Source organism: Salinivibrio sp. ML290 (genome assembly GCF_001995695.1).
Classification (GTDB): Bacteria; Pseudomonadota; Gammaproteobacteria; order Enterobacterales; family Vibrionaceae; genus Salinivibrio; species Salinivibrio siamensis.
The window spans coordinates 299,814-321,497 of sequence record NZ_MUEY01000003.1 but is presented as its reverse complement, the minus strand read 5'-3'; the positions used below and the strand labels follow the sequence as shown (position 1 = coordinate 321,497).

The 21,684-nt window shown below is 50.4% G+C and carries 21 protein-coding genes, 1 tRNA gene and 1 pseudogene; 16 read left to right on the top strand and 7 right to left on the bottom strand.

The genetic code is table 11. The annotated features are described in order from the left end of the window. The first annotated feature begins 10 nt into the window (after window positions 1-10). The 5 genes from BZG23_RS05090 to BZG23_RS05070 all read left to right on the top strand — a co-directional run bounded on the left by BZG23_RS05090 (window position 11) and on the right by BZG23_RS05070 (window position 4,131). Window positions 11-940, top strand: coding sequence for a sensor domain-containing diguanylate cyclase (locus BZG23_RS05090; protein ID WP_077606330.1), 930 nt, complete (start codon window positions 11-13; stop codon window positions 938-940). A gap of 153 nt (window positions 941-1,093) precedes the next feature. Continuing rightward, a complete protein-coding gene (locus BZG23_RS05085; protein ID WP_197075723.1) occupies window positions 1,094-1,732 on the top strand; it encodes an HD domain-containing protein in 639 nt (212 codons plus the stop codon). A 160-nt stretch (window positions 1,733-1,892) separates the two neighbouring features. Continuing rightward, window positions 1,893-1,979 (top strand) — tRNA-Leu (locus BZG23_RS05080). 209 nt (window positions 1,980-2,188) lie between these two features. Further along, the gene (locus BZG23_RS05075; RefSeq protein ID WP_077606329.1) at window positions 2,189-3,067 is read left to right on the top strand and encodes a LysR family transcriptional regulator; all 879 of its coding nucleotides are present in this window, start codon (window positions 2,189-2,191) and stop codon (window positions 3,065-3,067) included. A 137-nt stretch (window positions 3,068-3,204) separates the two neighbouring features. After that, on the top strand, window positions 3,205-4,131 hold the full coding sequence (locus BZG23_RS05070; protein ID WP_077606328.1) for a YeiH family protein: 927 nt from the start codon (window positions 3,205-3,207) through the stop codon (window positions 4,129-4,131). 20 nt (window positions 4,132-4,151) lie between these two features. Here BZG23_RS05070 and BZG23_RS16575 read toward each other — a convergent pair whose 3' ends face one another. After that, a complete protein-coding gene (locus tag BZG23_RS16575; RefSeq protein ID WP_157891195.1) occupies window positions 4,152-4,298 on the bottom strand; it encodes a hypothetical protein in 147 nt (48 codons plus the stop codon). Between the two features lie 269 nt (window positions 4,299-4,567). On the opposite strand from BZG23_RS16575, the pseudogene BZG23_RS05065 reads away from it, so the two are divergent. Next, window positions 4,568-5,200, top strand: a pseudogene (locus BZG23_RS05065) (cation transporter); the annotation flags it as partial. Between the two features lie 324 nt (window positions 5,201-5,524). Further along, window positions 5,525-5,971 (top strand): GNAT family N-acetyltransferase, encoded by a 447-nt coding sequence (locus BZG23_RS05060; protein ID WP_046073410.1) that lies wholly within the window; start codon window positions 5,525-5,527, stop codon window positions 5,969-5,971. A gap of 104 nt (window positions 5,972-6,075) precedes the next feature. Here BZG23_RS05060 and BZG23_RS05055 read toward each other — a convergent pair whose 3' ends face one another. Then, the gene (locus BZG23_RS05055) at window positions 6,076-6,714 is read right to left on the bottom strand and encodes an NAD(P)-dependent oxidoreductase (protein WP_077606326.1); all 639 of its coding nucleotides are present in this window, start codon (window positions 6,712-6,714) and stop codon (window positions 6,076-6,078) included. A 107-nt stretch (window positions 6,715-6,821) separates the two neighbouring features. On the opposite strand from BZG23_RS05055, the gene BZG23_RS05050 reads away from it, so the two are divergent. Then, window positions 6,822-7,730, top strand: a complete 909-nt coding sequence (locus tag BZG23_RS05050) for a LysR family transcriptional regulator (RefSeq protein WP_077606325.1) — start codon at window positions 6,822-6,824, stop codon at window positions 7,728-7,730. A 12-nt stretch (window positions 7,731-7,742) separates the two neighbouring features. Here the strand turns inward: BZG23_RS05050 and ubiT are convergent, their stop codons facing one another. Continuing rightward, window positions 7,743-8,249: a ubiquinone anaerobic biosynthesis accessory factor UbiT gene (gene ubiT, locus BZG23_RS05045; protein WP_158011359.1), complete on the bottom strand. Its 507-nt coding sequence runs from the start codon at window positions 8,247-8,249 to the stop codon at window positions 7,743-7,745. Window positions 8,250-8,468: 219 nt separating this feature from the next. On the opposite strand from ubiT, the gene ubiU reads away from it, so the two are divergent. From ubiU to BZG23_RS05020, 5 genes are read left to right on the top strand one after another with little or no spacing between them, the layout of a single operon-like run. Next, window positions 8,469-9,464, top strand: a complete 996-nt coding sequence (ubiU, locus tag BZG23_RS05040) for a ubiquinone anaerobic biosynthesis protein UbiU (protein WP_077606323.1) — start codon at window positions 8,469-8,471, stop codon at window positions 9,462-9,464. Between the two features lie 9 nt (window positions 9,465-9,473). Then, a complete protein-coding gene (locus BZG23_RS05035; protein ID WP_077606322.1) occupies window positions 9,474-10,349 on the top strand; it encodes a U32 family peptidase in 876 nt (291 codons plus the stop codon). A gap of 46 nt (window positions 10,350-10,395) precedes the next feature. Then, window positions 10,396-11,724, top strand: coding sequence for an anaerobic C4-dicarboxylate transporter (locus BZG23_RS05030; RefSeq protein ID WP_077606321.1), 1,329 nt, complete (start codon window positions 10,396-10,398; stop codon window positions 11,722-11,724). Between the two features lie 28 nt (window positions 11,725-11,752). Continuing rightward, window positions 11,753-12,244 carry a GNAT family N-acetyltransferase gene (locus tag BZG23_RS05025; protein WP_077606320.1) on the top strand — a complete coding sequence of 164 codons (492 nt, stop codon included), beginning with the start codon at window positions 11,753-11,755 and terminating at the stop codon, window positions 12,242-12,244. Next, on the top strand, window positions 12,241-12,639 hold the full coding sequence (locus tag BZG23_RS05020; RefSeq protein ID WP_077606319.1) for a VOC family protein: 399 nt from the start codon (window positions 12,241-12,243) through the stop codon (window positions 12,637-12,639). Before BZG23_RS05025 ends, BZG23_RS05020 begins: the two co-directional genes overlap by 4 nt. 83 nt (window positions 12,640-12,722) lie before the next feature. On the opposite strand, the gene BZG23_RS05015 is transcribed toward BZG23_RS05020, so the two are convergent. Beyond that, complete coding sequence (locus BZG23_RS05015; protein ID WP_077606318.1) at window positions 12,723-13,640, bottom strand: hypothetical protein; 918 nt, start codon at window positions 13,638-13,640, stop codon at window positions 12,723-12,725. Between the two features lie 487 nt (window positions 13,641-14,127). Here BZG23_RS05015 and katG point away from each other — a divergent pair, with 487 nt between their 5' ends. The 3 genes from katG (at window position 14,128) to yqfB (ending at window position 18,262) form a co-directional block, all read left to right on the top strand. Further along, entirely contained in the window at window positions 14,128-16,305 is a 2,178-nt protein-coding gene (katG, locus tag BZG23_RS05010) for a catalase/peroxidase HPI (protein WP_077606317.1), read from the top strand. A gap of 181 nt (window positions 16,306-16,486) precedes the next feature. Continuing rightward, complete coding sequence (gene dcuC / locus BZG23_RS05005; RefSeq protein WP_077606316.1) at window positions 16,487-17,854, top strand: anaerobic C4-dicarboxylate transporter DcuC; 1,368 nt, start codon at window positions 16,487-16,489, stop codon at window positions 17,852-17,854. 93 nt (window positions 17,855-17,947) lie between these two features. Further along, a complete protein-coding gene (yqfB, locus tag BZG23_RS05000) occupies window positions 17,948-18,262 on the top strand; it encodes a N(4)-acetylcytidine aminohydrolase (protein WP_077606315.1) in 315 nt (104 codons plus the stop codon). Between the two features lie 107 nt (window positions 18,263-18,369). Here the strand turns inward: yqfB and BZG23_RS04995 are convergent, their stop codons facing one another. Genes BZG23_RS04995 through budA form a run of 3 tightly spaced genes read right to left on the bottom strand, consistent with a single transcriptional unit; the run spans window position 18,370 to window position 21,656 of the window. Further along, window positions 18,370-19,128: an SDR family NAD(P)-dependent oxidoreductase gene (locus tag BZG23_RS04995; RefSeq protein ID WP_077606314.1), complete on the bottom strand. Its 759-nt coding sequence runs from the start codon at window positions 19,126-19,128 to the stop codon at window positions 18,370-18,372. Between the two features lie 27 nt (window positions 19,129-19,155). Continuing rightward, window positions 19,156-20,838, bottom strand: coding sequence for an acetolactate synthase AlsS (gene alsS / locus BZG23_RS04990; protein ID WP_077606313.1), 1,683 nt, complete (start codon window positions 20,836-20,838; stop codon window positions 19,156-19,158). Window positions 20,839-20,879: 41 nt separating this feature from the next. Continuing rightward, a complete protein-coding gene (budA, locus tag BZG23_RS04985) occupies window positions 20,880-21,656 on the bottom strand; it encodes an acetolactate decarboxylase (RefSeq protein WP_077606312.1) in 777 nt (258 codons plus the stop codon). Between the last annotated feature and the right edge of the window lie 28 nt (window positions 21,657-21,684).

Genomic DNA, 21,684 nt, shown 5'->3' with positions numbered 1-21,684 from the left:
GAGGCGCGATGTGATACATATCAACACGCAAGACCAAATTCCTTTTGAGCACTTTGAAAAAGCGAGTCGCGATACACTCAAGTATTTGAATAAAAAGTTTGGCTACGGTACGTGGATGATGACCCGTAAGCATGAAGATCAATGGGTCATCTTACAGGTAGAAGGGAGCAAATACGGTATCGATGAATTGACCACACTCACGTGGAGCGATTCAATGTGCAGTCGTATGGTGCAGGGTGAAGGACCGCGCTGGGCGCCTGACGTTGACAGTGTCCCCGCGTATGTGAACGCGCCAATCTATCAAGCGGAGAATATTAAGTCGTATATTGGGATCCCTGTTTGCTATTCGGATGGTAACTTATTTGGCACCTTGTGCGCGATAGACACCGAACCGGTCGATCGCATCCCGCCTGACGGGTTGGAAACCATCGAGCTTGTCTCTAAATTACTTTCAACGCTATTACAGCTTGAGCTGCAAAACATCGACTTGTCGCGAAAACAAATGAGTTTTTTACCCTCACAATTAAAAGATCATGAAACCGGTTTTCTTAATCGATTAGGTTGGTCTTTATATTTAGAAAAAGAAGGAAGCAATATCCGTTCGGTGGGTACGCCCGTGCATGTGGTGGCTATTGATGTTTCTCAGAGCAACCAGTCAACGCATTTGAAAGATACCGCAATGACCACTCTGTTTGTGTCCATTCTCAAGGGTGTTTTACATGACGATGGCTATATCGCTCGATTAGGGGAAGATATCTACACCATGCTCTGTGCCAATAAAACCGAAGAGCAAATGGCGGTGATGGTTGAACGTCTTGCGAAAGAATTGAGTGAGGCTCAGATCCCTGTCGCCATTGGCTTCAAAAAACACGACTATGGTGATAACTTGGATGCAACTGTGATTGCTGCCATCAAAAGTGTCAGGCAATCATTAACATAGTGTGTTCATGCCAGTGCCGTTGGTCGAGCAGGAACACCCACTAGCACAGGAAACGTCATGTCACGTAAGCTAACACGCACTAAGCCTCGACCCTCCAAGCCTTGTATGGTGTGCCAATTTGTCAAAAGTGATATGAGCCGAGCAGTGCAGAGAGTGAAGCGGACCATTACGCGTACTGCCGTGCCATATGTTTCACCGGCACATTATACTGTCCCCGATAGCCAAGCCTGTCAGCAGGCGTTAGCACTGGTTAAACAATTTAGCCCTGAATTTTTAGTCAACCACTCCTTACGTAGCTACGCGTTTGGTCTGGCGATGAACCATAAAATAAAACAAGGTGTTGATAAAGAAGTCTTTTTTGTTGGCGCAATCTTACATGATATTGGCTTGACCGACTATGTTGCCCAACAAGACACCTTCGAAGTCGAAGGCGCCATTGCTGCACAAGCGTTTGCATTGGAACAAGGATTGTCGGCGGAGCAGGCCGATCTGATTCATGAAATGGTCGCATTGCATAATTCGGTAGGTGTAGCGCATCAATGCGATCCAGAAATCGCATTGCTGCACTTTGGTGCGGGAGCCGATGTGGCGGGGCTTTGGATCGAAGACATCCATAAAAAGACGCTGCATGAGGTGCTTGAGACCTATCACGATCAAGGGTGTCAGGCCGGAATGATTCAGCTTATCCAAGATCAGGTCACGCGCAAGCCGCATAGCTACATGTCGACCATGGTGGACTTAGGGTTCCTCAAAAAGGTGGCGAAACACCAATTTGCCCATAACCCGACATAAGCTGTTATATGCGACGTCAGGTTGTTGAGTCTGTCTGCTTTTCAACCATCTGAATCAAAAAGAATAAAAGGGCTATTGACCTCGGGTTAAATTTCATTAAAGTACACCCACGTTCGCAGCGCAGTCTGCGGACTATGGTGCTACCACGCATAACTGCGTTGCCCTGGTGGTGGAATTGGTAGACACAAGGGATTTAAAATCCCTCGGCGTTCGCGCTGTGCCGGTTCAAGTCCGGCCCGGGGCACCATAGCACTTTCGTTATCCCTATCTATCTTCTATCACAAATAAACGATTCTTATTTTGTCTAGCCTCAAGCACAGAGAGCTTAGCGTCTTCTGATATGCAATAAGTCGCTAATAATAATGCATAATCGCTGAACGTCAAAGAGCGCTGACAAGTGGTAATAGCGCTTTGTGTCTTTGCCGCGCTCCGGTAGGATAGCGTGAGGAGGGTGGCATGAATCTAACCCAAATTGATGCGTTTTGTGCAGTCGCAGAGACTGGCTCGGTGTCTGAAGCTGCACGTCAGCTGGATGTGAATCGTTCACGGTTGAGCATGGCGATTAAAGCGCTAGAACAATCACTCAACGCCGAATTGTTCGATCGCACCGGTAACCGTCTAACACTGTCGGAAATCGGCAAAGCTGTGTACAAAGATTTCGAGAGTATATCGGTCACCGCGGCCCGCATTCGTCGTACGTGCGAGCAAGCGAACGCGGGCTTTAATGCCGAAGTGTGGATCGCGCGTGATGATGCGATCCCCGATCAGCTTTGGCAGGACTGGGCGCATCAGCTCAATAAGCGCTTTACGGCGACGTCCTTCAACCTAGTCTTGGCCTCGAGCGGTGATTTGGCCAATTTGGTTGAAACCCAACAAGTCGACTTTGCGTTTGGAGTGGACTACGAGCGCATTGACGATCCGCGCATCAACTATCAGCCGTTGGGTAAAATTCGCATGWTGTCGGTGTGCAACAGCGAGCACCCGTTGAGTCGACTGCGTCGGGTCAGTGATGATCAACTGCGTAATGCCATGCAAGCGGTAATGGTCTATCTCAATGAAAAAGACAATCCCGAGCTGCAGCCTTTCTCACGCCGTTATATTGGCTTTTCGAGCTTTGAATATATGCTCAATACCATCTTACAAGAAGAAGCGTGGGGCGTGTTGCCTGAGCCGCTGATCCGGCAATACTTACGAGAACAGCGCTTAGCGGTGATCAAACACACCTATGGCTTAACCCAAGAAGACTACTGCCTATTCACCGCCTCAGGGATGGCCGAGCATCCTGGGATCCAATGGCTGAGTGATAGCATTACCAATTACTTGTTTGATTTCTAAATGTGCGCCTCGATGATTGTTTTTCAATGCCTTGCAATACATATTAAGCAAAACTTAACCCAGGTTAAAAAGTTTAAGATTTTCTGAACAATCACTGAGCGCTACAATGCCGTCACTGAATTTCACCGAGCATCATTATGACCGCATACACGCGTTATCTTCCTTTTTCATTGGCTGTGTTAGCCTGTTTAACCCCTTGGGTGAGCTCGCCGATTGCATTGGTATTGGGTTTTTTGCTGACCTCCCTAGGCTGGGTGCCAAGTGCAATTCCGCTCACGAAAATCACCAAAAAGTTACTGGCTTATTCGATTGTGGGTCTGGGGTTTGGTATCCCGCTGCAAGAGGCGCTCGCCGTGACAGGCGATGGGATAGGGCTGATTATTGCCACCATTGCAGGCACGCTGATTTTTGGCACATTACTGGGCAAACTTATGGGGCTGGATAAAAAGACTGGTCACCTGATTGCCTCAGGCACTGCGATTTGTGGCGGCAGTGCAATCGCAGCTGTTTCGCCCGCTATCAATGCGGATGATAAACAAATTGGTCTCGCGTTAGGCACGGTGTTTGTGTTGAATTCATTGGCGCTGTTTGTGTTTCCCATGGTAGGACATGCACTGGGCTTAGATCAGCACACGTTTGGAACCTGGGCGGCGATCGCGATTCATGATACATCATCAGTGGTGGGTGCGGCGTCCGCTTATGGTGAGCAAGCACTAACCACTGCGACCACCCTCAAACTTGCGCGCGCATTATGGATTGTGCCTGTGGCGTTTGTTAGCGCACTCATGTTTCGCAGCCACGCTAAAAAAATCACGATTCCTTACTTTATCGTTTTTTATTGTCTAGCGATTGGTATCAGTGATGTTTTTGTCCAAGCGCAACCCATCTATGAAGTGATTTTCGCCATCTCAAAGCAAGTATTAGTGGTGTGTTTATTCTTAATCGGCTGCAGTATTTCTGTCACCCAGCTACGCGCGGCAGGCTCCAAACCCTTATTGTTTGGTGTCGCACTGTGGGTGATTATCTCCTGTACATCGCTTGCTTGGCTGCTGCTAGCTGCCTAGTCTCCGTCGTTGCCTCAGGTTCACTCATGCGGCGTGTCCTGAGGCAAACGTAATACCGCGACCAACAGAAACGCACTGAGTGCCGCACCAAACTGCCACCATCCTGTGCTGGTCATCGCGAGGAAAAGCTGCAAGCTAATTGCCGCGAGTAACACGCCTTTTCTCATCTTTTAGTCCATAAAGAATCTAAATTTAGATTTAGTATGCGTAAAAGTTATATGCAAGCAAAATGCGATTTAGCGCTATCTCATAACTAAAATTTGTTTAGAACACTCACTGTCAGAAATGTTGACAGTGATTTTTACGCATAAACCATTGAAATAAAACGACTTTAATTTTTCCCTTAGCAGGGTGGTGAAAATGTCAGCAAGTTCGTGTTTGTAAAGCGGCGCAGTCGCACCAAGAATATGTGCGTGTTTTCTACTTTTGGTGTTTTATGTCTTTTCAAAACGTGATCAATGAAAAGTCAGTATTAGTGTTTTCGGCCCTTCTTGCATTGGGGTTTGCCATCGCCGGCCTTGCCGTTGGATGGATTGCTGGCTCTTTAGTGATTATGTTCGACGGTATCTACTCGTTGATTAGTCTAGTGTTAACTTTGTTGTCACTGGGCGCGTCGTGGTATATCCACTCGCGTTACGCACGGCCGATCACACGTGCGCTGCTGACACCGCTCGTTGTCGCCATTAAAGGCGCCGTGATTTTGCTGCTGGTAAGTTATTCTCTGTATGAAGCAGTCTCGTCCTTAGTCGAGGGTGGGCGTGCGGTTAACCCGTCATTGGCGGTGCTGTTTGGTATTGTCAACGTAGTGGGTTGTGGTTACGGATGGTGGATGATTGCACGCAAAAACCAAACAGGGCAAAGCCAGTTGGTGGAGGCGGAATCGCGCCAGTGGCAAATGGACACCTTATTAAGTCTGGCGGTCACCTTGGGCTTTCTAGGTGCTTGGTTAGTGGCGCATTCACCTTGGTCGGATTATGCGGTTTATGCAGATCCTATGATGATGGTGTTGATGTCGTTCTACTTCATCAAAGTGCCATTTGTCATGGTGCGTAACGCGTTAAAAGAGCTCGCGCCTGTTACAGTAAAGTGGTATCGCACCCGCTCAATAGCGTAATCAGAACACGACGCAACACGGACCTAGCCAAACGATTCTTCTATATCCTTGCAGGGGTCGGCATATACTGAGGCGGCGTTTAGCCGCCTTATTTATCGCACTTTATGCACTATAACTTTTTATGTTGGTGTTCATATCAACCCAGATACTGTGGGCGATTTCAACGTAGTGTGAAGAAATATATTTTGCTCTCTATGCTCGTCTGTTGAGGTGTTGGCAGCAGAACGTCGTGATGGCGCTTACACTGAAAAGTAACCATAGCGCTGCGGTAGAGAAAGAATGTTGCATATAGCGAAAGCGGAGTTAAATGATCTAGATGCCCTCACCGTGTTATTTGACCAATATCAGCGCTGGCTTGCGATTCGTCCGCCGCTCAGTCAAACAAGGGCGTATACTGAGCAGCGGTTGCGTGAGCAAGATACGTGTATACTGATCGCTTCTCGCCAATCATCCTTGGTGGGATTTATCCACCTAACGCCTTTATATTCGCTAGCGAGGGCACGCCGTGGCTTAATTATTAACGATTTGTACGTGCAGCCGGATTCACGGCGACAAGGTATCGCACGGGCATTAATCTCGCACGCTCTCAAGGAGGCTCGTGCCCGCCAAGCCGCTTGCTTATTGCTACAAACCCATCAAAGCAACCATGCCGCTCATCATCTTTTTGAATCTTTTGGTTTTATTTGCGACGTTAGCCAGTATTATTTTCTGGACGTGACCGATTAACGGGTGACGAAAGGCGTAGCGAATGGCGTACGATTTTAATGCCCAGACGGTCTCACTCACGCAACCTTGGTTGGCGGGTGAGCACGCTGGGCAATGAGCTTGGATTAGTAAGCCACACCGATACGTTGGCGACGGTGGGCGCCACTTTCCAGTTCGTCGATCATCGCGATAGCATAGTCAGCAACGCTGATTTTGCTGTCACCATGGTCATCGGTAAGCAAGGTATCCGCGCCAACGCGATAGCGGCCTATTTTGTCGCCCGGGAAAATCTCCGCAGCAGGGCTGACGAACGTCCAATCTAGGGTATGGGCGTGCTCACGGAATACCTTCAAAGCGTCGCCTTGAGCGAGCGCTTCTGCTTTATAAGCGTCAGGGAAGTCGGGCAGGCTGACCAGCTCGACTCCCGGTGCAACTTCTAGCGAGCCAGCACCTCCGACCCAAAGTAAACGTTTGACGTTAGCCGCGGGTAATTCGTCAATTAAGCGCTTAGCGCTGGTTGCCACCATCTCATGGTTGCCTGCAGCGCGCCCGCCCACGGCGGCAATGACTGCATCAGCGTCAGCAACGGCCTGTTGTACAGAGTGATGATTATCCAGCAAGTCGAATTGACGTACTTCGACATCGTCGCGGGTCACTTTTTCTGGCTGACGGACAAGAGCAATAACCTCATGCCCACGATGACGCGCTTCTTCGACGATTTGGCTACCGATCCAACCTGTTGCACCAATAATTGCGATTTTCATATTGTCTTCCTCATGCTGTGATTGCTTGGATGGACGTAGCTTATTAGCTTTCATTTATTGGATAAATAATCATAATAGATACAGTTTGTATCAATTATAGAGACAATATGGATAGGCTAACGGCAATACGTAGTTTTGTAGAGGTGGCCAATTGCAAAAGCTTTACGCGGGCGGCCGAACAACTCGGGCTAACGCGTTTGCAGGTTTCAAGGCATGTGCAAGAAGTCGAGCAATGGCTTTCGCAGCGTCTGTTGCATCGGACAACGCGTAAAGTCAGCTTAACGTATGCCGGTGAGCAAGCCTATGGTCATTGCCAGCGTATTTTGGACGAAGCGGCGGCGTTAACGTTGACGACTGGACGATTACAGGGCGCCTTAACCGGTCGTATTCGAGTTGCTGCGCCAATCGGGTTAGCGCAAGGGATCCTTGTTGCGCCAGTAACGCAATTTACCGATGCGCATCCAGAGGTCGTCATTGAAGTGATTGCCTCCGACCAATTTACGCCCTTAGTGGATGAGCGGGTCGATATTGCGCTGCGCTTCACACCTCAGCCGGATGAACATTTAATTGCCCGCAAACTCATAGCCATCGATTCTATAGTGTGTGCATCACCGGCATATATAGCCAGCGCGTCGCAGCCTAATCACCCGAGCGATCTCAGTGATCACCCGTGCTTAATTCATGTCAGCGGTGATCATTGGCAGTTTATTAAAGACAATCGCCGAGAAGAGGTAAGAGTGAGTGGGCCGATTCACGCCAACGACTTAGGCACCTTGGTCAATGCGGCGCGAATGGGAAAAGGGATTGTCCGTGTGCCATGTGATTTAGCCAATCCCTATGTGAAGCAAGGGGAATTGATACCCTTGCTGACTGATTATCGCTTACCGCCCAGCGCACTGTGGGCGGTCTATTTATCGCGTAGTTATCAACAGCCTGTCGTACGCCACTTTATCGATCACTTAGCAAGCTGCTGGCAGCATGATATTCAAGCTCCCATTGATGGGTCAGATACTTGAAAAGCGTGACAACTACAACGCGAGTTTAGTGAGGTAGTGATGGCTTAACGTCAGTGAGCGTGCCAGTGGTTTGGGTAGGGTGTCGATTTCGAGGCTATCAAGTAAGTTTTTCACATGCAGTCCGAGTTCGGTATCACCACTGATACTGAGTTGGCGCTGGAAAAACAGCGTATCCGGATCGCAATAGTGAGTCGCCATTTTCAAAAACGCTAACCAATCTCCCTCGATACTGGCGTCTTCTTCCCCCGATAAACGTACCAATAATTGGTTGTCTTCGTTCAGTGATACGAACCAATTGGCGTTGAGATCGCGCAAGCCAATGCGAATGGTACGGCCAGCAAGAAAATCGAACTCGTCCTCTGCCAGAGGCACCGCAAAAGCGGTATTCATGACTTTGGTCAGCATCTGAGCTTGCAGCCCATATGGTAACTGAGTGATGGCTTTTAGCCCTGGTGTAATCAGAGCTGGCTGAGGCAGTGGCAGGGCAAGGGGTTGTTGGGTGATTGGGTTAACGAGCATTTGGCTTTCCTTTGGTGCCAATGGTTGAATGCCACTAGAGTAGCGAGGTTGAATGCTCCGCCATTGGATCCGAGTCAAAAATAAGAGGAGTTTTTGTGCCAACAGCGTCATTTATCGCGATTTTTATCATCATGGAGAAGTGAGCTTGATACACATCAACCCCCCACATTGGCAACGCCCTTATCTTAGCCGGACAATCATAAAATGGAATGCAATGTTATGGAGCTCCTTTGTCCGGCGGGCAATATTCCGGCGGTTAAAAAAGCGATCGAACATGGCGCCGATGCGGTGTATGTCGGCTTAAAAGACGATACCAATGCGCGCCATTTTGCGGGGCTGAACTTCACCGACAGCAAATTGCAGCGTGCCAGTCAGTATGTACATGACCACGGCAAAGACTTGCACGTTGCCATTAATACCTTTGCCCATCCTGATGGTTGGCGCCGTTGGCAATATGCGATTGATAGCGCCGCCGGAAATGGCGCTGATGCGCTGATCCTCGCTGACATGGCCTGTTTAGATTACGCCGCTAACACCTATCCCAATTTGGATATACACCTTTCTGTTCAAGCATCCGCCACCAACGCTGGGGCGATCCGTTTCTATCAGCAGCAATATGGCGTTAAACGGGTGGTATTGCCGCGGGTGCTGTCTATTCATCAGGTTAAACAACTGGCACGCGATACCGGCGTCGATTTAGAGGTATTTGCCTTCGGCAGCCTGTGCATTATGGCCGAAGGGCGCTGCTATTTATCGTCTTATCTTACTGGCCAATCGCCCAATACCGTGGGCGCTTGCTCGCCGGCGGCATTCGTGCGCTGGCAAGATACTGAGCAAGGGCTGGAGTCGCGCTTAAATGGCGTCTTGATTGATCGGTACCAAGCCGATGAAAAAGCGGGATATCCCACCCTGTGCAAAGGTCGTTTCTGTGTTGACGGCAACCGCTATCACGCACTGGAAGAGCCCACCAGTTTGAACACCTTAAGTGTCCTGCCTGAGCTTTATCGCGCCGGGATCAAGTCGGTCAAAATCGAAGGTCGTCAGCGCAGTCCTGCGTATGTGGAGCAAGTTGCACGGGTATGGCGTCAAGCGATTGATCGCTGTGTCGCAAACCCTGATGCGTTTGATATTGCACCGGATTGGGCGCACTCGCTCGATAGTCTTTCTGAAGGGGTGCAAACCAGTTTGGGTGCTTACCATCGCAAGTGGCAATAAGGAATTATGATGCAATTTTCTCTCGGGCCGATCCTGTATTACTGGCCCAAGGCTGAGGTTGAAGCCTTTTATCAAGCGGCAGCAGACAGCCAAGCCGATGTGATTTATCTCGGTGAAACCGTCTGTGCCAAGCGGCGAGAGCTGAAAACCAAAGACTGGATCGGGCTCGCGCGTGAGCTGGCTGAGTCTGGTAAACAAGTGGTGCTCTCGACCATGGCACTGATTGAAGCGCCCTCAGAGCTGAGCATGCTAAAACGCTACTGTGACAATGATGATATTCGCATTGAAGCGAATGACGTGAGCGCGGTGCAGTTTTTAAGTGAGCGTCGACAGCCCTTTGTGGTGGGGGCCGCCATCAATTGCTATAACCCGCAAACATTAAAGCAATTTGTCGACTTAGGCATGACACGCTGGGTGATGCCGGTGGAGCTTTCGCGCGATTGGTTGGTGAATATGTTGAACGGCTGCGATGCACTGGGTATTCGCGATCAGTTTGAGGTGGAGGTCACTGGCTATGGTTACTTACCACTGGCTTATTCGGCACGCTGTTTTACTGCGCGCTCAGAAAACCGCGCCAAAGATGACTGCGAGCTGTGCTGCCTCAACTATCCCAATGGACGGTTAACGGAATCCCAAGAGGGTCAAGCGGTATTTGTGCTGAACGGCATTCAAACTCAGTCTGGGCAGTGCGCGAATCTCATTAACGATTTACCGTCGATGCAAGGGCTGGTGGATGTGGTGCGGTTAAGTCCACTGTCGCTTGACACCTTGCACTGGGTAGACAAATTCCGTGCTAACCAAGCAGGCAATAACCCGCAACCGCTCAACCACGATTGCAACGGCTATTGGCACCACTTGGCAGGCATGACACAAGTTCTAGGCTAAACGCATAACAAAAACAGCCTGCGTAGTCGGGTAGAGAGGTGAGGGTATGTTGTATTTAGAGTTCTTGTTCTTACTGCTAATGCTGTACATCGRCTCCCGATACGGGGGCATTGGGCTGGGCGTGGTCTCAGGGATTGGCTTGGTCATCGAAGTGTTTATCTTCCAGATGCCGCCAACGTCACCGCCCGTGACCGTGATGCTGATTATTCTTGCGGTCGTCACCTGCGCCTCTATCTTGGAAGCGGCAGGTGGCCTTAAGTATATGCTGCAAGTGGCCGAGCGATTATTGCGTAAAAATCCAAAACGCGTCACCTTGATAGCACCGTTTGTCACCTATGCCATGACCTTTATGCTTGGTACCGGTCACGCGGTGTATTCAATTATGCCGATTATCGGTGATGTCGCGCTAAAAAATGGTATTCGTCCGGAGCGCCCAATGGCGGCGGCGTCGGTTGCCTCTCAAATTGCGATTACGGCCTCGCCGATTTCTGCTGCGGTAGTGTATTACCTTGCACAGCTTGCCGATATTCAACATGACATTACGTTAGTCTCGATTTTGTTGGTGACTGTCCCCGCCACCTTGTTTGGTACATTGCTGATGTCTCTGTACAGCTTGCGCCGCGGCAAAGAGCTGGATGACGATCCGGATTACCAAGCGCGTTTACAAGACACAGAATGGCGCGAACGTATCGAAAATACCACCGCGACCTCGTTAGATGAGGTATTACCCCGTTCCGCGCGCAATGCGGTGTTACTGTTCATCAGTGCCATCGTTACCATTGTGATTATCGCGATGGGGCCAGAAATTCGCACAGTAGCAGGGGCAAGTAAGGCCATCAGCATGTCGGTGGTTATTCAAATGATGATGCTCTGCTTTGGCGGGATCATCTTACTGGCGACTAAAACGGATCCGCGCAATGTGCCGAATGGCGTGGTATTTAAATCTGGGATGGTAGCGGCCATTGCTATCTTTGGGATTGCTTGGATGTCAGACACTTACTTCCAATACGCGATGCCGCAATTTAAGTCGGGAATTGTGGAGATGGTCACTCAATATCCGTGGTCTTTTGCACTTGCCTTGTTTATCGTGTCAGTAGTTGTTAACTCGCAAGCCGCGACCGCACGGATGATGTTGCCGGTGGGTCTTGGGTTAGGGCTCGAACCTGCGCTGCTTATCGGTATTATGCCGGCCGTGTATGGGTACTTCTTTATTCCCAACTATCCTTCAGATATTGCGACCGTGAATTTTGATGCATCCGGTACCACCAAAATTGGTAAATGGTATTTCAACCATTCATTTATGGCGGTCGGCTTAATTGGCGTGGTGAGCGCTTGTGCGCTCGGTTATGTATTAGGGCAGATTTTTATCGCCTAACACACAAAAGGATTTAAAGGACACAAGGATGCAAGTGAGACGTGCCTCGGTTGAGGACTTGGATGCCATCTTCGCTCTAAATGTACAAATTGGTGACATGCACCATCAACATGCGCCGCATCTGTTTGCAACGCCTGGCCCAAGCGGTCGGGCGTTTTTGCAGCAAGCGCTGCAAGAAGAGGATAAGTACTTTTGGGTGGCAGAGCATCAAWACAAAGTGATTGGCTTTTTGTCGGCAAGGCTGGAGTCGTTTGTACACATTCCTCATCTGGTCGATGATCCCATGTGTCATGTGAATACCATTGTGGTTGACCGTGATGCGCGTGGAACCGGCGCGGGCAAAGCGTTAATGGCTGCGTGTACCCAATGGGCGAAAGATAATCATGCCACTGTGATTAAACTAGAAGTGATGACGTTTAATCAGGATGCGCAGGCGTTTTACCATGCGCTGGGGTTTACCCCAGACTCTATCACCATGATGCAAACATTGAATTGCGAGCCGGAGGAGCCAGCACAATGATTGATAAAGACACCGTGATGCGGGTGGCACGACCCACTGACAATTTAGCCGACATTACTAACATGTATTGTGATGGGCTGGGGTTTGAGCTATTGGCGACGTTTTCTGGGCATAATGATTTTGATGGTGCCGTTATTGGTCACCCACATCACAACTATCACCTTGAATTTACCCATCATCGCGGCACCCATGTCGGTCCAGCACCGTCACAGGAAAACCTGTTGGTCTTTTACTTGCCGGATCACGCTGCGTGGCAGACTGCGTGTCAACAAATTGAAGCCGCTGGGTTTAAACCTGTGCAGAGTTACAATAGCTACTGGGATAAAGACGGGCGTACTTTTGAAGATCTAGACGGTTATCGAGTGGTACTACAAAACCGTAAGTGGGCGTATTAAACACGGCAAGCCAACAATCGACTTGTCGTGTTACCTACAGATGAGCCAATACTCCCGCTTTGAATAAAGGAAGCAGAGGGTGATTACTTGATCGCGTCCGCTTCTTGTTTTTGACGTGCGCGATGTGTCGGACCAAAGCAGAACTGAATTTGGTCCGCGCTCGGTGAAGCGGGTGTTGTGGTGCCATCCAGCCAGTCATCCCAGCTTTTCACAAATTTATCGGCGAGCTTCTCCGCGGCACTTTCATTCCACAGTCCACCTTTAAAGGTCAGTTCCATGACATTCACAGTGATCTCAGTTTTGTACTGATCTTTAGGCGCACCTTTACCTGAGCTGTGACTGCGCTCCATCATCATAAAGGTTTGCTGAATACCGACGATAATGTCCGTCCCAGTCGCGTTCATGGTGTTTTGGACAAACAAGGTTTTGGTGTTTTGGGTATTCACTCGGCTAGTACACGCCTTGGCAAGGTTCACAATACTGTTTTTAATCAGCGGAACATCTTGCTCGGTGATCCCATCATAGAGGCCAACGACTTTATCAATCAGAGAGTTGTAGTTCTCTTCTTCGTAATGCACCGTGGTGCGCTCTGATTGGGTGACATTAAAAAAGGGCACTTTAAGAATGGAGCTCACAAACTCCTGAAACCCTTCGGCATTCTTGTCATTATCTGGGTCTAGCGGATTCCAGCCGGTGCGGCTTTGAGCTAAGCCTAAAATGCTCGACACCGCGTTACCGGTAGACTCGGTGAGCAAGCGAACAATTTCACTGTGATTGCCAGCGCTAATAGCATCATCCAATTTCTTACCTTGCGCCGATTCTGTTTGCGCATTTTTACCGGCACCGATGGTGTTTTGACCTGATACTGTGCTGTCGCCATCGCGTGGCACCGCAAAGAGCGCGCTGTGCTGCAGTTGCTGTTGGTTAGAAACCAAATGTTGGTGGTTATTCAGCCAAGTATCAAATTGGGATGTCAGGTTTTGTGCATCTGAAGCGTTCATAATTGTGTTCCTAATTGCGACAATGTGAATCGTGATTGAATGAGCTTCAATCGCTTAGGGCAACAACAAAATCCTGCCTGCAAAATTAGGCTGGTCTGCTTTATTTTATTTTCCATCAGGTGACGAAGATAATATTCTTTGGGGGATGAGAGTCTATCGTTAAAGACTGAAATATAATGCCTTTTTCTTTACGTTGATTTGACGCAGTCATGCTGCCGTTGTGTTTTGATGACAACACAAGGCGTTAGGAAATGGTGTGTCTATTTATCAATGCATTAGCAGTGTGGCATTAAGCGTATGCTGACTGGTAACTGTGGTGTCAGCAATCACAGTAATTGGCAAAACAGATTAGCGCAGATGTCTCATGCCTATTAACGTTGTATTAGTCGGGACAATCATGCACTTCGCCTGATTGCCTATTAACGCAATGCGCAAGCTGATTCGCTGTGAAGAAAGCTTGTCGAACAATAAGAGCAAGGAGAAAGCAATGTCTCAACAACGCTCAACGTCAGGTGGCCAGTGCCCTGTCATGCACGGCAGCAAAACCTCGGAAGCGATGGCACACAAAACCTGGTGGCCAAACGCGCTAAACCTCGACATTCTTCATCAACATGACAGTAAAACCTCGCCCTTTGATGATGATTTCGATTATCAAGCCGCGCTTAAAATCCTCGATATCGATGCATTAAAAAAGGACGTGAAAGCGTTACTGACCGAGAGTCAGTCTTGGTGGCCCGCCGATTGGGGGCATTATGGTGGCTTGATGATCCGCATGGCATGGCACTCCGCGGGGAGCTATCGCATTGCTGACGGTCGCGGTGGCGGTGCCACCGGTAATCAGCGTTTTGCGCCTTTAAACTCATGGCCAGATAACGCCAACCTCGATAAGGCCCGCCGCCTGTTGTGGCCGATTAAGAAAAAATATGGCAACAAAATAAGCTGGGCAGATTTGATCTTGCTGGCGGGGACGATGGCGTATGAATCGATGGGCTTAAAACCCTATGGGTTTGCATTTGGCCGCGAGGATATTTGGCACCCTGAGAAAGATACCTATTGGGGCGCAGAGAAAGAATGGCTGGCGCCAAGTGATGCTGAGAACAGCCGCTACTCTGGTGAACGCGATCTGGAAAATCCATTGGCGGCGGTGATGATGGGGCTGATTTATGTCAACCCAGAAGGGGTGGATGGCAATCCGGATCCGCTTAAAACCGCGCAAGATATGCGTGTCACCTTCGAACGTATGGCGATGAACGATGAAGAAACGGTCGCACTTACCGCCGGTGGCCATACTGTCGGTAAGTGTCACGGCAATGGCGATGCGGAACAGCTCGGCCCCGAGCCGGAAGGCGCAGCGATTGAAGAGCAAGGCTTAGGTTGGAACAACCATCAAGCGCGTGGCATTGGTCGCGATACGGTCACCAGTGGCATTGAAGGGGCATGGACCACCTATCCTACGCAATGGGATAACGGCTACTTCTATCTGCTGTTTAACTACGAGTGGGAATTGAAGAAAAGCCCAGCAGGTGCGTGGCAGTGGGAGCCCATCGACATCAAAGAAGAAGATAAACCTGTCGATGTGGAAGACCCTTCCATTCGTCGTAATCCCATCATGACGGATGCCGACATGGCACTCAAGATGGACCCAACCTATCGCAGCATTGCGGAGCGTTTCTATCAACACCCCGAGCAGTTAGCGGATGCCTTTGCTAAAGCTTGGTTTAAACTCACGCACCGCGACATGGGGCCTAAATCGCGCTATATCGGCCCAGATGTGCCAAGTGAAGACTTGATTTGGCAAGATCCTGTACCGGCAGGACGCACCGACTATGACGTCGCGGCGGTAAAAGCGGATATTGCCAACAGTGACCTGACTCTGGCAGAGAAAGTGACGACCGCATGGGATAGTGCGCGAACTTATCGGCAATCCGATAAACGGGGTGGGGCGAACGGCGCGCGGATCCGCCTAGCGCCGCAAAAAGATTGGCAAGGGAACGAGCCGGAGCGTCTAGCGAAGGTGGTTAACGTGCTGAGCAATATAGCCCAGAAGCACCAGATTAGTTTGGCCGACACCATCGTGCTGGCGGGCAACCAAGGCATTGAAGAAGCGGTGAAAACGGCTGGCTTCCCCGTCGACGTTCCCTTTGCACCCGGTCGTGGTGATGCCACGCTTGAACAAACCGATGTGGCGTCGTTTGAGGTGTTAGAACCGGTTGCAGATGGATTCCGCAACTGGCTGAAAAAAGACTACACCGTCCAGCCTGAAGAGTTACTGCTCGACCGAGCCCAATTGATGGGACTCACGGCCCCTGAAATGACGGTGCTACTGGGAGGTATGCGCGTACTGGGTACCAATTATGGCGCTGCGCCGGAAGGTGTGCTGACTGACCGAGTGGGCCAGCTAAGTCATGACTTTTTTGTCAACCTGACAGACATGGCGTATCAATGGAAACCCGTCGGCCGCAACCGCTATGAAATCATTGCACGCGACTCGGGCGCGGTGAAGTGGACGGCAAGTCGCGTTGATTTAGTGTTCGGTTCAAACTCTATTTTACGCGCTTATGCCGAGTTTTACGCGCAAGATGATAACCAAGCCAAGTTCGTACACGATTTCGTGGCGGCGTGGGTGAAAGTGATGAATGCTGACCGTTTTGATCTCCACCACTAGCCGATGACTTAACCAAGACAAACTGTGATCGCCAAGCCGCCTTTTATCGAGAGGCGGCTTTTTATTTGTCTTAAATCAAGTCAGAGCTTGGTTTTTGTCGTGCTACAGACAGGGTTTTAGTACAGTGAGCTGAGTAAATTCCATCCAATTCTTTTATCTTTACCATCTGGCGGAGTGAATTATGCTAGAACTTCTCATTGGGCTAGTGGTAACCGTGGCTGTGGGCTACTTCATTGTCAAAGGTTATCGTGCTGCAAGCACCTTGCTAACCGCAGGGATTTTATTACTGATTATCACCGGGTTAATCGGGCACAGTGTGCTGCCGGCTAAATTGACGTCAACGGGGAATCTGTTTACCGACTCGCTGGAATACGTGAAATACATGTTGCAATACCGCGGTGGCGGCCTCGGGATGCAAATTATGTTGTTGTGTGGCTTTGCGGCCTATATGTCGCACATTGGTGCCAACAACGTCGTGGTGAAGCAGTTCTCTAGGCCGCTATCGGTGATCAAGTCACCCTATGTGCTGCTTGTAGCGGCTTACATCGTGGCATGTTTAATGTCGCTGGCGGTCAGCTCTGCAACTGGCTTGGGTGTCCTTCTGATGGCCACCTTGTTCCCGATGATGACTGCGATGGGCATTTCTCGTCCTGCCGCCACCGCGGTGTGTGCATCTCCCGCTGCCATTATCTTGTCACCCACGTCGGGCGATGTGGTGATTGCGGCGGAAAAATCCGGGTTGCCTCTCCATGTGTTTGCGGTCGAAACCGTATTGCCGGTCTCTATTTGTGCGATCATCGTGATGGCCGCCGCGGCTTACTTTTGGAATAAATATCTGGATAACAAAGAAAACACGCCGATGGAGCGTGTTGATGTCTCTGAGATAGAAACGCACGCGCCTGCTTATTACGCAGTGTTGCCGTTTTTACCTATTATTGGGGTGTTCCTCTTCAATGGGAAAACCATCGAGGGGCTGTATCTTGATATTTATACCATCGTGGTCTTGTCGATCTTTTTGGGGGCATTGGTGGACTTTGCGACCAAGAAATTTGATGGTAGAAGAACGCTAGAAGATCTCGATGCCTGCTATGAAGGCATGGCAGACGCCTTCAAAGGCGTCGTGATGCTGTTGGTGGCTGCCGGTGTATTTGCCCAAGGCTTGATGTCGATTGGTGCGATAGACAACTTATTGGGCTTGGCGGAAAGCGCTGGCGCAGGCGGTATCGCGCTGATGATGTTGCTAACCCTGCTCACTGTAGCGGCAGCGATTGCGACCGGGTCGGGCAATGCGCCTTTCTATGCGTTTGTTGAACTCGCGCCCTCGTTAGCCGCGAAGATGGGGCTTAACCCAGCCTTTTTGATTATCCCCATGTTGCAAGCGTCTAATTTAGGCCGCACGGTTTCGCCTGTATCGGGAGTGATCGTAGCGACATCTGGGATGGCAAAACTCAGCCCGTTTGAGGTGGTTAAACGCACCTCGGTGCCAGTTCTCTGTGGGTTAATCACCGTGATTATTGGCACGCTTGTATTGGTGCCGATGATGGCGTAACGTCACAAGGCATGGAAAGCCCGCGTGCAAGTGCTCGCGGGCTTTTTTAATCGTATCGCACTATAGGCCAACACAGTTTTGGAAGAGAACAACATGACTGCCCCGACCAAAATCACCTTTTTCTCCACCTTAACGCCCATGGTGGCCGCCGGTGTTAAAACCATCACCATTCGCGATGAATCCGAAAGTCACTATCAACCTGGTTCGCGCGTCGCGGTGCATCAGCTAGAAACCGATGATTATGTGTGTGACATTGTGATCGACAGCGTTGCGCCGTTAGCGATCGAGGACATTAATGCCCGCCATGCTGAACAAGAAGGAATGTCGCTGACTGAGCTGAAAGCGCTGATTTTGCAAATCTACCCAGAGCGCCCGCCGTTGTTTGTGATTAATTTTCATCTGGCTTAACAGCTCGCACGTTCGCAGCGTGTGCTTGCTCATATCGTGTCTCATTGCAGTGCGCCACTAAAAAAGCGCCCGGGAAAAACGGACGCTTGGTGACGTTTGGTGGGTTATCAGACGATTTTAGGTTGGCCATCTGAGGCGGTGGCGCCGCCATCAACGGGGAGGTTAACACCGGAGATAAATGACGCATCGTCACTGACAAGAAATGCTACCGCAGAAGCCACTTCTTCAGGCTCTGCCGGACGGCCAAGCGCGATACGTTCATTAAATTTTTCTCGCACCGATTCAGGCCAGCCATTGGTCATGTTGGTTTTCACTAAGCTCGGACAAACGGCATTGATGCGCACGCCTTGAAGGCCGTGATCGAGTGCCATGGCACGCGTTAGGTTCGCAACCGCCCCTTTTGCGGCACAGTAAAAAGCTGCGCCCCAATCACCACCTAGGCCTGATACTGATGCCGTGTTTACCATTGAGCCCTTGGTTTTAATTAACTCAGGCATGGCGTATTTGGCGCAAAAAACCACACCATCAATATCTACTCCTGATACTTTCTCCCAGTCCGCCAGAGTGCCGTCAATGACCGAACCAGGCGTATGCACCCCTGCGTTATTGATCAGCATATCTAGCCGCCCAAAGTGGGATACCACTTCTTGAATCATCGCTTCTACCGCTTTTGGGTCTGATACGTCGACAGAGAGCTTTAAGACCCGGTCAGCATCGTATTTTGCGGCTGTGTCATTTAATGCCGCTTGGTTCCAGTCCGCAATGGCCACTTTGGCGCCTTCTTGATAGAGGCGGTCGGTAATGGCTGCGCCAATACCGTTAGCTGCGCCAGTAATCAATGCCACTTTTTGATTAATACCTTTCATCGTTTTCTCCATCGTTTAGTGTTTCAATTAAGCAAATACCGGATCCATACTGCCGGCCTTACGAGGGGCCATTAGCTTGTCGTTGTCACTGTAATCAACAGGAATCGCGATCACTGCGGGTCCTTCGGTGTCCATGGCTTGTTTCAATTGGCAGGCGAGCTCTTCTTGGCGAGTGACCGCAAAGCCTTTAGCGCCAAACGCTTCGGCGTAGGCCTTAAAGTCAATCGGGCCGAATTTCACACCGGAAAAGCGCTGATATTTTTTGACCTCTTGCATCTCTACCATGTTGTAGGCGTTGTCTACCCAAATAATGTGTAGCAAGTTGCATTTGAGGCGTACGGCGGTCTCAAGCTCCATGCTCGATTGCATAAACCCACCGTCACCGGAAACGGACACCACTTTGCGATCGGGGTTGAGCAAGCTGGCACCGATCCCCCAAGGAAGCGCAACGCCCATGGTTTGTTGACCGTTCGAGACCAACAATTGACGCGAACGGAAGCAGTTGAGGTAACGGGCAATCCAAATGTGGAAACTACCCATGTCCAAGCACAAGGTTGTGTCTGGGGTGATCACATCCTGCATCACTTTGATTAGGTGTAACGGATGCAAAGCAAACTCTTGGTGTGACTGGCTATAAGCCCGAATCGCTTGACGTTGGTGGGCGACTTCTTCGAGCACATCGACGGTGGTAGACGGCATCAGCCAGTGGTGATCGAGCTGCTCGGTGAGAGCGTTCAGGGTAGGCTCAATTTGGCCCACGAGCTCAACGCTGGGGCGATAGTAGTGCTCGATTTCCGCAGGCTCGACATCAATATGAACGATGTCTGTGTGCTGGGTATTCCAAAGTTCAGGGTCGTATTCAATCGGGCTAAAGCCAATGGTGATGATAAGATCTGCATCTGCAAGCAACAGATCACCAGGCTGGTTGTTGAACAAACCCACGCGACCCGCAAAGCGCTGGTAGTAGCTAATATCAACGGTACCTGCCGCCTGATAGGTGCCGAGAACGGGTAATTGGGTGCGATTAAGCAGAGTACGAATAGCGGCGGCATTCTCGGGGCGACTGGCTTGTAAGCCTAGGAGGAACACCGGATTTTTCGCCGCTTTGATTTTACTGGCTGCCTCGCTGATGGCCCGCGTATCTGCCATGCCGGGCTGGGCGGGGAAGGTTGGCGCGAGAATATCGCTTTCCACGGGTTCGTTGAGAATGTCCATGGGCAGACTGACAAAGGCAGCGCCGGGGCGGCCGCTTTCTGCTGAGCGGAAGGCATTGGCAAGGATCTCAGACGCAGCAGTGCTGGCTTGAACCTCGGCGCTGTATTTGGTGACGGAGCGGAATACGCTCACGGTATCAAGGCTTTGGTGGGTTTGTTTCTGTTGATCGGCCCGTTTCACTGCACCCCCTAATGCGACCAAGGGATCGCCTTCTGAGGTTGCGGTTGCCAGACCGGTAACCAAGTTGGCACAGCCAGGGCCAGAGGTCACCATGGTCACACCCGCCTTGCCGGTTAGACGGCCGACGACGCCTGCCATAAAGGCACCATTCGCCTCGTGACGAACGGGGATCATCTTAATGTTGGTGTCTTCAACCGCGTCAAAGAGACGGTCGATTTTGGCGCCAGGAATACCAAAAATGTATTCCACGCCTTGGCGTTCTAGGTGATTTGCGATCAGTTGTGCGCCATTGTCCCACTGTGTTTTTTTAGTCATGTTGGGCTCCTCGTGAGGTTGCCTCCCGATGGGAGGTGATATTATTTTTCTGCTTGTTCGATAGCGGCGTGTATGTTTTCCGGCGTTAAGTTCGCGCCGAGGAAGCTGGCATTGGTCGGAAGATCAATCACCAGTTTAGAAACCCGTCCAATTTGCAAGGTGCCACACGCCAATTCGTAGTCTTGGACATGGCCACCGCCTTGGCGTGTGTCAGTGATAAAGTGCTCGTGATAGCCAGCGACATTGATCCCTTGGGTATATTGTGGGCTGCGGAAGCCAGCAATCACGCCATTAACATGGTCAAAGCGAAACTCAGGTTGTGCAGCGATGGCCTCAAGCATGGGTTTGTACGGTGGGGTTTGTTTGGGCACAGTGCGAGTGCGTACATGCTCAAAGGCACCATCGATACGAACCGCACAAAAAATGTTGTCGCTTGGCACCAAGCTATCGATGACATCATGCAGCTCTTGGCGCGACATGGGGTGATCAAAAGATTGGCTGATCTCTGGCTTGAAGAAGGTCATGACCGCAAAGGGGGTCTTTTGATCCGGGTCGGCATGACGCGCCGAGCCATCACCGCGCAGCTGAAATATGGTTTTATCAAAGGCGATGAGTTCACCGTCGAGTTGGTTAAATGTGCCGAGGCCGAAGTCGCCATGTTTGAGGAGATCGGCCATGGTGGTGTCGCCTTCGTAGACGCCATCAATCAAGGCACTCATCAGGGAGGTTTGATAGATTTCACCCTCTCCAGTGTGTTGGTGATGCTCAACGTAGGCGGCCGCAATGTGCTCGGCACAGTGGCAGGTTTGGGTGCTCATAAAGCGTCCTCGTTAACCGTGTTTAACG